Annotated in this window: 11 protein-coding genes; all 11 read left to right on the top strand. The window is 70.1% G+C overall.

Going from position 1 to position 12702, the window contains the following annotated elements; translation table 11 throughout:
- Positions 1-2 precede the first annotated feature (2 nt).
- Positions 3-1289: a dihydroorotase gene (locus AB0G20_RS26580; RefSeq protein ID WP_361306664.1), complete on the top strand. Its 1287-nt coding sequence runs from the start codon at positions 3-5 to the stop codon at positions 1287-1289.
- On the top strand, positions 1286-1855 hold the full coding sequence (locus AB0G20_RS26575; protein WP_361306663.1) for a hypothetical protein: 570 nt from the start codon (positions 1286-1288) through the stop codon (positions 1853-1855). Before AB0G20_RS26580 ends, AB0G20_RS26575 begins: the two co-directional genes overlap by 4 nt.
- Positions 1852-2994, top strand: a complete 1143-nt coding sequence (gene carA / locus AB0G20_RS26570; protein ID WP_361306662.1) for a glutamine-hydrolyzing carbamoyl-phosphate synthase small subunit — start codon at positions 1852-1854, stop codon at positions 2992-2994. Before AB0G20_RS26575 ends, carA begins: the two co-directional genes overlap by 4 nt.
- Positions 2987-6295, top strand: a complete 3309-nt coding sequence (gene carB / locus AB0G20_RS26565; RefSeq protein WP_361306661.1) for a carbamoyl-phosphate synthase large subunit — start codon at positions 2987-2989, stop codon at positions 6293-6295. Before carA ends, carB begins: the two co-directional genes overlap by 8 nt.
- A 70-nt stretch (positions 6296-6365) precedes the next feature.
- Complete coding sequence (locus tag AB0G20_RS26560; RefSeq protein WP_361306660.1) at positions 6366-7472, top strand: quinone-dependent dihydroorotate dehydrogenase; 1107 nt, start codon at positions 6366-6368, stop codon at positions 7470-7472.
- Positions 7469-8314 (top strand): orotidine-5'-phosphate decarboxylase, encoded by an 846-nt coding sequence (gene pyrF / locus AB0G20_RS26555; protein ID WP_361306659.1) that lies wholly within the window; start codon positions 7469-7471, stop codon positions 8312-8314. Before AB0G20_RS26560 ends, pyrF begins: the two co-directional genes overlap by 4 nt.
- A gap of 277 nt (positions 8315-8591) precedes the next feature.
- Positions 8592-8915: an integration host factor gene (locus AB0G20_RS26550; protein WP_003977346.1), complete on the top strand. Its 324-nt coding sequence runs from the start codon at positions 8592-8594 to the stop codon at positions 8913-8915.
- 58 nt (positions 8916-8973) lie between these two features.
- Positions 8974-9567, top strand: a complete 594-nt coding sequence (gmk, locus tag AB0G20_RS26545) for a guanylate kinase (RefSeq protein ID WP_361306658.1) — start codon at positions 8974-8976, stop codon at positions 9565-9567.
- Between the two features lie 68 nt (positions 9568-9635).
- Positions 9636-9908, top strand: coding sequence for a DNA-directed RNA polymerase subunit omega (rpoZ, locus tag AB0G20_RS26540; protein WP_030247008.1), 273 nt, complete (start codon positions 9636-9638; stop codon positions 9906-9908).
- Between the two features lie 114 nt (positions 9909-10022).
- Positions 10023-11225, top strand: a complete 1203-nt coding sequence (coaBC, locus tag AB0G20_RS26535) for a bifunctional phosphopantothenoylcysteine decarboxylase/phosphopantothenate--cysteine ligase CoaBC (RefSeq protein WP_361306657.1) — start codon at positions 10023-10025, stop codon at positions 11223-11225.
- Positions 11226-11462: 237 nt separating this feature from the next.
- Positions 11463-12671 carry a methionine adenosyltransferase gene (gene metK / locus AB0G20_RS26530; protein WP_248508244.1) on the top strand — a complete coding sequence of 403 codons (1209 nt, stop codon included), beginning with the start codon at positions 11463-11465 and terminating at the stop codon, positions 12669-12671.
- The last annotated feature ends 31 nt before the right edge of the window (positions 12672-12702 follow it).

The following is a 12702-nucleotide window of genomic DNA, read 5'->3' as shown; positions in this document are numbered from 1 at the left end:
AGATGAGCAAGATCCTGATCCGTGGTGCGAAGGTGCTCGGCGGCGAGCCGCAGGACGTGCTGATCGACGGCGGGACGATCGCGCGGGTGGGCAGCGGGCTGGCCGCCGAAGGCGCGGAGGTCGTCGAGGCCGGGGGCAAGGTGCTGCTGCCGGGCCTGGTCGACCTGCACACCCATCTGCGCGAGCCCGGCCGCGAGGACTCCGAGACCGTCCTCACCGGCACGCGCGCCGCCGCCTCCGGTGGCTACACCAGCGTGTTCGCCATGGCCAACACCTTTCCGGTCGCCGACACCGCCGGTGTCGTCGAGCAGGTCTGGCGGCTCGGCCAGGAGCACGGCTACTGCGACGTCCAGCCCATCGGCGCCGTCACCGTCGGCCTGGAGGGCAAGAAGCTCGCCGAGCTGGGCGCCATGCACGAGTCGGCCGCCGGCGTCACCGTCTTCTCCGACGACGGCAAGTGCGTCCACGACGCCGTGATCATGCGCCGCGCCCTGGAGTACGTGAAGGCCTTCGGCGGTGTCGTCGCGCAGCACGCGCAGGAGCCGCGGCTGACCGAGGGCGCCGAGATGAACGAGGGCATCGTCTCCGCCGAGCTGGGGCTCGGGGGCTGGCCCGCGGTGGCCGAAGAATCGATCATCGCCCGGGATGTCCTGCTCGCCGACCACGTCGGCTCCCGCGTCCACATCTGCCACCTGTCGACCGCCGGCTCCGTCGAGATCGTCCGCTGGGCCAAGTCCCGCGGCATCCAGGTCACCGCCGAGGTCACCCCGCACCACCTGCTCCTCACCGACGAGCTGGTCCGCACCTACAACCCGGTCTACAAGGTCAACCCGCCGCTGCGCACCGAGCGGGACGTGATGGCCCTGCGCGAGGCGCTCGCCGACGGCACGATCGACATCGTCGCCACCGACCACGCCCCGCACCCGCACGAGGACAAGGACTGCGAGTGGGCCGCGGCCGCCATGGGCATGGTCGGCCTGGAGACCGCGCTGTCGGTGGTGCAGGAGACCATGGTCGACACGGGCCTGCTGGACTGGGCCGGCGTCGCCGACCGGATGTCCGTCAAGCCCGCGCAGATCGGACAGGCCGCGGGCCACGGCCGTGCCGTCTCGGCAGGTGAGCCCGCCAACCTCACCCTGGTCGACACGGCATACCGTGGGCTGGTGGAACCCGCGGGCTTCGCCTCGCGCAGCCGCAACACCCCCTACGAGGGTCGTGAGCTGCCGGGCCGTGTGACGCACACGTGGCTGCGGGGCAAGGCCACGCTCGTCGACGGGAAGCTCACGTGACACCTGTACTCCTGCTGGCCGCCGAGAAGGAATCGGCGCAAGTGACCGACTGGGCCGCCCGTATCGGCTGGGTCGTCGGCCTCGCCCTGTTCGTCGCGCTCGTCTACTGGCTGATGCGCGAGGGCTGGAAGTGGCGCGGCACCCTCCAGGGCGACCTGCCCGAGCTGCCCGTCACGCCGGACGACCCGGGCCCCGCGACGCTCTCCATGAGCGGCCGCTACCACGGCTCCACCACCGCCGGGCAGTGGCTCGACCGCATCGTGGCGCACGGCCTGGGCACCCGCAGCCGAGCCGAGCTCACGCTGACGGACGCCGGGCTGGACGTCGTACGCCCCGGGGCGGACGACTTCTTCGTCCCGGCCGAGGCGCTGCGCGAAGCCCGGCTGGACAAGGGCATCGCCGGCAAGGTGCTCACCGAGGGCGGCCTGCTCGTCGTCACCTGGAAGCACGGCGACCGGCTGATCGACTCCGGGTTCCGCTCCGACCACGCGGCCGAGCACAACGAGTGGGTCGAAGCCATCAACTCCATGATCGAAACGAACACCAGGGAAGGCGTCGAACGATGACCACCTCCACAAGGGGAGCTGCCAGGACTCCCGCCGTACTCGTCCTGGAGGACGGCCGGATCTTCCGCGGCCGTGCCTACGGGGCCGTGGGGGAGACCTTCGGCGAAGCGGTGTTCTCCACCGGCATGACCGGCTACCAGGAGACCCTCACCGACCCGTCGTACCACCGCCAGGTCGTGGTGATGACCGCACCGCACGTCGGGAACACGGGCGTGAACGACGAGGACATGGAATCCAGGAAGATCTGGGTCTCCGGCTACGTCGTGCGCGACCCCGCGCGCGTGCCGTCCAACTGGCGCTCCCGGCGCACTCTGGACGAGGAGCTGGACGCCCAGGGCGTCGTCGGCATCAGCGGCATCGACACCCGCGCCCTCACCCGCCACCTGCGCGAGCGTGGCGCCATGCGCGTCGGCATCTTCAGCGGTGACACGATCCAGGACGACGCCGCACTGCTGGTCCGCGTCCAGGAAGCCCCGCAGATGAAGGGCGCCAACCTCTCCGCCGAGGTCGCCACGACCGAGCCGTACGTCGTCCCGGCCATCGGCGAGAAGAAGTTCACCGTCGCCGCCGTCGACCTCGGTATCAAGGGCATGACCCCGCACCGCATGGCCGAACGCGGCATCGAGGTGCACGTGCTCCCGGCGACCGCGACCGTCGAGGACGTCTACGCGGTGAACCCGGACGGCGTGTTCTTCTCCAACGGCCCGGGCGACCCGGCCACCGCCGACCACCCCGTCTCCGTGATGCAGGGCGTCCTGGAGCGCGGCACGCCGCTCTTCGGCATCTGCTTCGGCAACCAGATCCTGGGCCGCGCGCTCGGCTTCGGCACCTTCAAGCTGAAGTACGGCCACCGCGGCATCAACCAGCCGGTGCAGGACCGCACGACCGGCAAGGTCGAGGTCACCGCGCACAACCACGGCTTCGCCGTCGACGCCCCGCTCGACAAGGTCTCCGAGACCCCGTTCGGCCGCGCCGAGGTGTCCCACGTCTGTCTGAACGACAACGTGGTGGAGGGGCTGCAGCTCCTCGACCGCCCCGCCTTCAGCGTCCAGTACCACCCCGAAGCGGCAGCCGGCCCGCACGACGCCGCCTACCTGTTCGACCGCTTCGTATCCCTGATGGAGGGCCAGCGTGCCTAAGCGCACCGATATCCAGTCCGTCCTGGTCATCGGCTCCGGCCCGATCGTCATCGGCCAGGCCGCCGAGTTCGACTACTCCGGCACCCAGGCGTGCCGCGTCCTCAAGGCCGAGGGCCTGCGGGTCGTCCTGGTGAACTCCAACCCGGCGACGATCATGACCGACCCGGAGATCGCCGACGCCACCTACGTCGAGCCGATCACCCCCGAGTTCGTCGAGAAGATCATCGCCAAGGAGCGTCCCGACGCGCTGCTGCCGACCCTGGGCGGCCAGACGGCGCTGAACACCGCGATCTCGCTGCACGGCAACGGCGTCCTGGAGAAGTACGGCGTCGAGCTGATCGGCGCCAATGTGGAGGCCATCAACAAGGGCGAGGACCGCGACCTGTTCAAGGAGGTCGTCGAGGAGGTCCGCAAGAAGATCGGGCACGGCGAGTCGGCCCGCTCGTACATCTGCCACTCCATGGACGACGTCCTCAAGGGCGTCGAGGAGCTCGGCGGGTACCCGGTCGTCGTCCGCCCGTCCTTCACCATGGGCGGCGCCGGCTCCGGCTTCGCGCACGACGAGGAGGAGCTGCGCCGCATCGCCGGGCAGGGCCTCACGCTCTCGCCGACCACCGAGGTGCTCCTGGAGGAGTCCATCCTCGGCTGGAAGGAGTACGAGCTGGAGCTGATGCGCGACAAGAACGACAACGTCGTGGTCGTCTGCTCCATCGAGAACTTCGACCCCATGGGCGTCCACACCGGTGACTCGATCACCGTGGCGCCCGCGATGACGCTGACCGACCGCGAGTACCAGGTGCTGCGCGACGTCGGCATCGCGATCATCCGCGAGGTCGGCGTCGACACCGGCGGCTGCAACATCCAGTTCGCGGTGAACCCCGAGGACGGTCGCGTGATCGTCATCGAGATGAACCCGCGGGTCTCCCGGTCCAGCGCCCTCGCCTCCAAGGCGACCGGCTTCCCGATCGCCAAGATCGCCGCCAAGCTCGCCGTCGGCTACACGCTGGACGAGATCCCCAACGACATCACGCAGGAGACCCCGGCCTCCTTCGAGCCCACCCTCGACTACGTCGTGGTCAAGGCCCCGCGTTTCGCCTTCGAGAAGTTCCCCAGCGCGGACGCCACCCTCACCACCACCATGAAGTCGGTCGGCGAGGCCATGGCCATCGGCCGCAACTTCACCGAGGCCTTCCAGAAGGCGCTGCGCTCGCTGGAGAAGAAGGGCAGCCAGTTCACCTTCGTCGGTGAGCCCGGCGACAAGTCCCAGCTCCTGGAGCAGGCGGTCCGCCCCACCGACGGCCGCATCAACACCGTCATGCAGGCCATCCGCGCCGGCGCCACGCCCGAGGAGATCTTCGAGTACACGAAGATCGACCCCTGGTTCGTCGACCAGCTCTTCCTGATCAAGGAGATCGCGGACGAGCTCGCGGCCGCCGCCGAGCTCACGCCCGACCTGCTCGCCGAGGCCAAGCGGCACGGCTTCTCCGACACGCAGATCGGCGACATCCGCGGCCTGCGCGAGGACGTCGTCCGCGAGGTCCGGCACGCACTCGGCGTCCGTCCGGTCTACAAGACGGTCGACACCTGCGCCGCCGAGTTCGCCGCGAAGACGCCGTACTTCTACTCCTCCTACGACGAGGAGACGGAGGTCGCGTCCCGCGAGAAGCCCGCCGTCATCATCCTGGGCTCCGGCCCGAACCGCATCGGCCAGGGCATCGAGTTCGACTACTCCTGCGTCCACGCCTCCTTCGCCCTGAGCGAGGCGGGCTACGAGACCGTGATGGTCAACTGCAACCCGGAGACCGTGTCCACGGACTACGACACCTCCGACCGCCTCTACTTCGAGCCGCTGACGCTGGAAGACGTGCTCGAGATCGTGCACGCCGAGCAGCAGGCCGGACCGGTCGCGGGCGTCGTCGTGCAGCTCGGCGGCCAGACCCCGCTGGGCCTGTCGCAGGCGCTGAAGGACAACGGCGTGCCGATCGTCGGCACCTCCCCGGAGGCCATCCACGCCGCCGAGGACCGGGGCGCCTTCGGCCGGGTCCTCCAGGAGGCCGGTCTCCCGGCCCCCAAGCACGGCACCGCCACCACCTTCACCGAGGCCAAGTCCATCGCCGACGAGATCGGCTACCCGGTCCTGGTCCGCCCGTCCTACGTCCTCGGCGGACGCGGCATGGAGATCGTCTACGACGAGACCCGGCTGGAGTCCTACATCGCCGAATCGACCGAGATCAGCCCTTCGCGGCCGGTCCTGGTCGACCGGTTCCTCGACGACGCGATCGAGATCGACGTCGACGCCCTCTACGACGGCGAGGAGCTCTACCTCGGCGGCGTCATGGAGCACATCGAGGAGGCCGGCATCCACTCCGGCGACTCGGCGTGCGCCCTGCCCCCGATCACGCTCGGCGGCTTCGACATCAAGCGCCTGCGCGCCTCCACGGAGGGCATCGCCAAGGGCGTCGGGGTACGCGGCCTGATCAACATCCAGTTCGCGCTCGCGGGCGACATCCTCTACGTGCTGGAGGCCAACCCGCGCGCCTCGCGCACCGTCCCCTTCACCTCGAAGGCGACCGCGGTGCCGCTGGCCAAGGCCGCCGCCCGGATCTCGCTCGGCGCGACCATCGCCGAGCTGCGCGCCGAGGGCCTGCTCCCGGCCACCGGCGACGGCGGTGAACTGCCGCTGGACGCGCCGATCTCCGTCAAGGAGGCCGTGATGCCGTGGTCGCGGTTCCGTGACATCCACGGCCGCGGCGTCGACACGGTCCTCGGCCCGGAGATGCGCTCCACCGGCGAGGTCATGGGCATCGACTCCGTCTTCGGCACGGCGTACGCCAAGTCGCAGGCCGGCGCCTACGGTCCGCTGCCCACCAAGGGCCGCGCGTTCATCTCGGTCGCCAACCGCGACAAGCGCTCGATGATCTTCCCGGCCCGCGAGCTGGTCGCCCACGGCTTCGAGCTGCTCGCCACGTCCGGCACGGCGGAGGTCCTCAAGCGCAACGGCATCAACGCCACGGTCGTGCGCAAGCAGTCCGAGGGCACCGGCCCGAACGGCGAGAAGACCATCGTCCAGCTCATCCACGACGGCGAGGTCGACCTCATCGTCAACACCCCGTACGGCACGGGCGGCCGCCTCGACGGCTACGACATCCGTACGGCGGCCGTGGCACGCTCCGTGCCCTGCCTGACGACGGTCCAGGCGCTCGCGGCGGCGGTCCAGGGCATCGACGCCCTCAACCGCGGCGACGTGAGCGTCCGATCGCTCCAGGAACACGCGGAACACCTGACCGCGGCCCGCGACTAGCAGCCCCGAGGGGGACACCGGAAACGGTGTCCCCCTCTTCGTGAGGACGCCATGTCTTCGTGAGGACACCATGTACAAGATCTTCTTCCGTCTCGTCTTCAAGCGGCTGGACCCGGAGCAGGCCCACCACCTGGCCTTCCGCTGGATCCGCCTGGCCGCCCGCGTGCCCGTGCTGCGCACGTTCCTCGCGGCCGCCCTCGCGCCCCGCCACAAGGAGCTGCGCACCGAGGCCCTCGGACTGCGCATGCACAGCCCCTTCGGGCTCGCCGCGGGCTTCGACAAGAACGCCGTCGGCATCGACGGCATGGCCATGCTCGGCTTCGACCACGTCGAGATCGGCACGGTGACCGGCGAACCGCAGCCCGGCAACCCCAAGCAGCGGCTGTTCCGCCTGGTCAAGGACCGGGCGCTGATCAACCGCATGGGCTTCAACAACGACGGCTCCCTCCGCGTCGCCGCCCGCCTGGCCTCCCGCACGCCGGTCTTCAAGCCGGTCGTCGGGGTGAACATCGGCAAGACCAAGGTCGTACCGGAGGAGGAGGCCGTCGCGGACTACGTGAAGTCCGCCGAGCGGCTGGCGCCCTACGCCGACTACCTGGTCGTCAACGTCTCCTCCCCGAACACGCCGGGGCTGCGCAACCTGCAGGCGACGGAGGCGCTCCGCCCCCTGCTGAGCGCCGTCCGCGAGGCCGCCGACCGTACGGTGTCCGCGCGGCGGGTCCCGCTCCTGGTCAAGATCGCGCCGGACCTCGCCGACGAGGACGTCGACGCCGTCGCCGACCTCGCCGCGGAGCTGGGCCTGGACGGGATCATCGCAACGAACACCACCATCGCGCGCGACGGACTCGGCCTGAAGTCCGACCCCTCCCTGGTCAAGGAGACCGGCGGCCTGTCCGGGGCGCCCCTGAAGGAGCGCTCCCTGGAGGTCCTGCGCCGCCTCTACGCGCGCGTGGGCGACCGGATCACCCTGGTGGGCGTCGGCGGCATCGAGAACGCCGAGGACGCCTGGCAGCGCATCCTGGCCGGTGCCACGCTGGTCCAGGGCTACAGCGCCTTCATCTACGAGGGGCCGTTCTACGCTCGCGGCCTCCACAAGGGGCTCGCCGCACGCCTGGCCACGAGCCCGTACGCCACGCTCGCCGACGCGGTGGGCGCCGACGTGAGGAAGACGGCATGAGTGGTCTCGAACCCTTCGGCGCGCGCCTGCGCCGGGCCATGGACGAGCGCGGCCCGCTGTGCGTCGGCATCGACCCGCACGCCTCCCTGCTCGCCGAGTGGGGCCTGAACGACGACGTGGCGGGCCTGGAGCGGTTCAGCCGCACGGTCGTCGAGGCGGTGGCCGACCGGGTGGCCGTGCTCAAGCCGCAGAGCGCGTTCTTCGAGCGCTTCGGCTCGCGCGGCGTCGCCGTCCTGGAGAAGTCGGTCGCCGAGGCCCGGGCGGCCGGTGCGCTGGTCGTCATGGACGCCAAGCGCGGCGACATCGGCTCCACCATGGCCGCCTACGCCGAGTCCTTCCTGCACAAGGACGCGCCGCTCTTCTCCGACGCCCTGACGGTCTCGCCGTACCTCGGCTACGGATCGCTCAGCCCGGCCGTGGCGCTGGCCCGGGAGAACGGCGCGGGACTGTTCGTGCTGGCGCTCACGTCCAACCCGGAGGGCGGCGAGGTCCAGCACGCCGTACGGTCCGACGGCCGGAACGTGGCAGCGACCATGCTCGCGCACCTGTCCGCCGAGAACGCGGGGGAGGAGCCCCTGGGATCCTTCGGCGCGGTCGTCGGCGCCACCCTCGGTGATCTGTCGACGTACGAGCTGGACATCAACGGCCCGCTCCTCGCGCCCGGCATCGGCGCCCAGGGCGCCACGCCGGCCGATCTTCCCGGGGTCTTCGGGGCGGCGGTGCGCAACGTCGTGCCGAACGTCAGCCGGGGAGTGCTACGCCACGGTCCCGACGCGGTCGCTCTGCGTGACGCCGCGGAGCGCTTCGCGGAGGAGATCCGTCACGCCGTGACGTCCTCGTGAGGCGGTCCAGACCTTCTCGTGAGACCTCCGATGAGTGGTCCGGGGTCCGCTTGAGTCTGAATACATCCTCAAATCCAGGGCAGTATGTCCTAAATGTCCGTTCAGATGAAGGCTGACCAGGACTTTTCCGCTGTTCTCGCTGACTCTGGCGGACTTGCCCGCTAGTCTCCGACGAGAGTCAACGGGCGAGCGTGTTGCTCGTGGCTCCCCAGGTGTGGGGCGACTAGGTTCCTCACCGGTCCGTATCCGACAGTTCGACATCCGAGGTGACGTAGGCGTGGCTCTTCCGCCCCTTACCCCTGAACAGCGCGCAGCCGCGCTCGAAAAGGCCGCCGCGGCTCGCCGGGAGCGGGCCGAGGTCAAGAATCGACTCAAGCACTCCGGCGCCTCCCTTCACGAGGTCATCAAGCAGGGCCAGGAGAACGACGTCATCGGCAAGATGAAGGTCTCCGCCCTCCTCGAGTCGCTGCCGGGCGTGGGCAAGGTCCGCGCCAAGCAGATCATGGAGCGACTCGGTATCTCCGAGAGCCGCCGCGTGCGTGGCCTCGGTTCCAACCAGATCGCCTCCCTGGAGCGCGAGTTCGGCAGCACCGGCTCCTGAACCGGGTAGTCCGGGGAAGCGAGTCCCGGGCACTCCAGGATTGCTGGATAATCGCTGCATGGCTGCAACACCCCGGGGGACGTCCCCCGTACCCCCGGACGTACGTCCGCGGCTGACCGTGCTCTCCGGCCCCTCCGGGGTCGGCAAGAGCACGGTCGTCGCCCATATGCGCAAGGAACACCCCGAGGTCTGGCTCTCCGTGTCGGCGACGACCCGGGGGCCCCGGCCCGGCGAGAAGCACGGAGTCCACTACTTCTTCGTCTCCGACGACGAGATGGACAAGCTGATCGCCAACGGGGAACTGCTGGAGTGGGCCGAGTTCGCCGGCAACCGCTACGGCACGCCGCGTGCGGCCGTGCAGGAGCGCTTGGAGAACGGCGAACCCGTACTCCTCGAGATCGACCTGCAGGGCGCTCGCCTGGTCCGGGAGTCGATGCCCGAGGCCCAGCTGGTGTTCCTGGCTCCTCCCTCCTGGGAGGAGCTCGTGCGCCGACTCACCGGGCGGGGTACCGAACCGCCCGAGGTGATCGAGCGCCGGCTCGAGGCGGCGAAGATCGAACTCGCGGCCGAGCCGGAGTTCGACACCACCCTGGTCAACACCTCCGTCGAGGACGTAGCACGCGAGCTGCTAGCCTTGATGGACGTCGTGTGACCATCGCTGATCGTTCCGGTCGGCTGATCACCCCGACAAATTCTTTCCCATCCATCGGAAGGTAGAGCGTGTCCTCTTCCATCTCCGCGCCCGAGGGCATCATCAACCCGCCGATCGACGAGCTCCTCGAGGCCACCGACTCGAAGTACAGCCTCGTGATCTACGCGGCCAAGCGTGCCCGCCAGATCAACGCGTACTACTCGCAGCTCGGCGAGGGTCTCCTCGAGTACGTCGGTCCGCTCGTCGACACCCACGTCCACGAGAAGCCGCTCTCGATCTCCCTCCGCGAGATCAACGCGGGGCTCCTGACGTCCGAGGCCGTCGAGGGCCCGGCGCAGTAAGTAGGATTTACAGCTTGACGCTGACTTATCCACAGGCCCGGCAGGCCGACTGCCGGGCCTGTGGTGTGTCATGGAGTCGTACGGTGTGCCGGTTGCCGAGGTCCGGGGAGAGACGTGGACAAGCCGAAGGTCGTTCTGGGGGTCAGCGGGGGCATCGCCGCGTACAAGGCCTGTGAGCTGCTGCGGCGGCTGACGGAGTCGGGGCACGAGGTGCGCGTGGTGCCCACCGCCTCCGCGCTGCACTTCGTCGGCGCCGCCACCTGGTCCGCGCTCTCCGGCAACCCGGTCTCCACTGAGGTGTGGGACGACGTGCACGAGGTCCCGCACGTCCGCATCGGGCAGCACGCCGACCTGGTCGTCGTCGCCCCCGCCACCGCCGACCTGCTCGCCAAGGCGGCCCACGGCCTCGCCGACGACCTCCTCACCAACACGCTGCTCACCGCCCGCTGCCCGGTCGTCTTCGCCCCCGCCATGCACACGGAGATGTGGGAGCACCCGGCCACCCAGGAGAACGTGGCGACGCTGCGCCGCCGCGGTGCCCTCGTCATCGAGCCGGCCGTGGGCCGCCTCACCGGCGTCGACACCGGCAAGGGCCGGCTCCCCGACCCGGGCGAGATCTTCGAGGTCTGCCGCCGCGTGCTGGCCCGGGGCGTCACCGAGCCCGACCTCAAGGGCCGGCATGTCGTCGTCAGCGCCGGCGGCACCCGCGAGCCCCTGGACCCCGTCCGCTTCCTCGGCAACCGCTCCTCCGGCAAGCAGGGCTACGCCCTCGCCCGCACCGCCGCCGCCCGCGGCGCCCGGGTCACGCTGATCGCGGCCAACAGCACCCTGCCGGCCCCGGCGGGCGTCGACATCGTCCCGGTCGGCACCGCCGTGCAGCTGCGCGAGGCGGTGCTGCGGGCCGCCCCTGACGCCGACGCCGTGGTGATGGCGGCCGCGGTGGCGGACTTCCGCCCGGCGGCGTACGCGGCGGGGAAGATCAAGAAGAAGGACGGCCAGGAACCGGAGCCCATCACTCTGGTGCGGAATCCGGACATCCTCGCGGAGATCTCCGCCGACCGGGCCCGCGCCGGACAGGTGGTCGTCGGCTTCGCCGCGGAGACGGACGACGTCCTCGCCAACGGCCGCGCCAAGCTCAAGCGCAAGGGCTGCGATCTGCTGGTCGTGAACGAGGTGGGGGAGCGCAAGACCTTCGGTTCCGAGGAGAACGAGGCGGTCGTGCTCGGCGCCGACGGCAGCGAGACCGCGGTGGCCCACGGCCCCAAGGAGGCGCTGGCCGAAACCGTCTGGGATCTGGTCGCCGAGCGCCTGCGCTGAGGTCTCTGTCTCCGTATATCCGCTTGAAAGCGGGTGGATCGGGGCGTGGCGGCTCTGGCCAACGTCGCTCGGCATTGGGCAGAATGCCCGTGCCGCAGGTCACAGCACTCCCGAGTGGCGAGACAGGGGGGCCGTGGCCGAAGCGTGACCCGTAAACTGTTCCACGGACGGCGCCGGGTGCAGCCCCCGCCGTCCGCCAATGATCAGCCAGCAGCCGCTGCAACCTCAGGGAGCGTTGTGTCCCGTCGCCTTTTCACCTCGGAGTCCGTGACCGAGGGTCACCCCGACAAGATCGCTGACCAGATCAGCGACACCATTCTCGACGCGCTCCTGCGCGAGGACCCGTCCTCCCGGGTCGCCGTCGAGACCCTGATCACGACCGGCCTGGTGCACGTGGCCGGCGAGGTCACGACCAAGACGTACGCGGACATCGCGACGCTGGTCCGGAACAAGATCCTCGAAATCGGCTACGACTCCAGCAAGAAGGGCTTCGACGGCGCCTCCTGCGGCGTGTCGGTGTCGATCGGCGCGCAGTCCCCGGACATCGCCCAGGGCGTGGACACGGCGTACGAGACCCGTGTCGAGGGCGACGACGACGAGCTCGACAAGCAGGGCGCCGGCGACCAGGGCCTGATGTTCGGCTACGCGACGGACGAGACGCCGACGCTCATGCCGCTGCCGATCTTCCTGGCCCACCGCCTGTCGAAGCGCCTGTCCGACGTGCGCAAGAACGGCACGATCCCCTACCTGCGCCCGGACGGCAAGACGCAGGTCACCATCGAGTACGACGGCGACAAGGCGGTCCGCCTGGACACCGTCGTCGTCTCCTCCCAGCACGCCTCCGACATCGACCTGGACTCGCTCCTGGCTCCGGACATCAAGGAGTTCGTGGTCGAGCCGGAGCTGAAGGCGCTCCTGGACGAGGGCATCAAGCTCGACACGGAGAACTACCGTCTCCTGGTCAACCCCACCGGCCGCTTCGAGATCGGCGGCCCGATGGGCGACGCCGGCCTGACCGGCCGCAAGATCATCATCGACACCTACGGCGGCATGGCCCGTCACGGCGGCGGTGCCTTCTCCGGCAAGGACCCGTCCAAGGTCGACCGCTCCGCGGCGTACGCGATGCGCTGGGTCGCGAAGAACGTGGTCGCCGCGGGCCTGGCCACCCGCTGCGAGGTCCAGGTCGCGTACGCGATCGGCAAGGCCGAGCCGGTGGGTCTGTTCGTCGAGACCTTCGGCACCGCCAAGATCGACACGGAGAAGATCGAGAAGGCGATCGACGAGGTCTTCGACCTCCGCCCGGCCGCCATCATCCGCGACCTCGACCTGCTCCGCCCGATCTACGCCCAGACCGCGGCGTACGGCCACTTCGGACGCGAGCTTCCCGAGTTCACGTGGGAGCGGACGGACCGCGTGGACGCGCTGCGCAAGGCCGCGGGGCAGTAAGTCCCGCCCCCAGGGCAACCGCGTGAGGCCC

The sequence above is a fragment of the Streptomyces sp. NPDC024017 genome, from assembly GCF_040638895.1.
Lineage (GTDB): Bacteria > Actinomycetota > Actinomycetes > Streptomycetales > Streptomycetaceae > Streptomyces.
Note: the sequence above shows the minus strand (reverse complement) of the source record. Positions and strands in the feature narration are given on the sequence as shown.

What these genes read in the sequence shown, in the direction of transcription:
- AB0G20_RS26580 (WP_361306664.1), top strand. Translation starts at nt 3, where the DNA reads ATGAGCAAGATCCTGATCCGTGGTGCGAAGGTGCTCGGCGGCGAGCCG.
- carA (WP_361306662.1), top strand. Translation starts at nt 1,852, where the DNA reads ATGACCACCTCCACAAGGGGAGCTGCCAGGACTCCCGCCGTACTCGTC.
- AB0G20_RS26560 (WP_361306660.1), top strand. Translation starts at nt 6,366, where the DNA reads ATGTACAAGATCTTCTTCCGTCTCGTCTTCAAGCGGCTGGACCCGGAG.
- pyrF (WP_361306659.1), top strand. Translation starts at nt 7,469, where the DNA reads ATGAGTGGTCTCGAACCCTTCGGCGCGCGCCTGCGCCGGGCCATGGAC.
- gmk (WP_361306658.1), top strand. Translation starts at nt 8,974, where the DNA reads ATGGCTGCAACACCCCGGGGGACGTCCCCCGTACCCCCGGACGTACGT.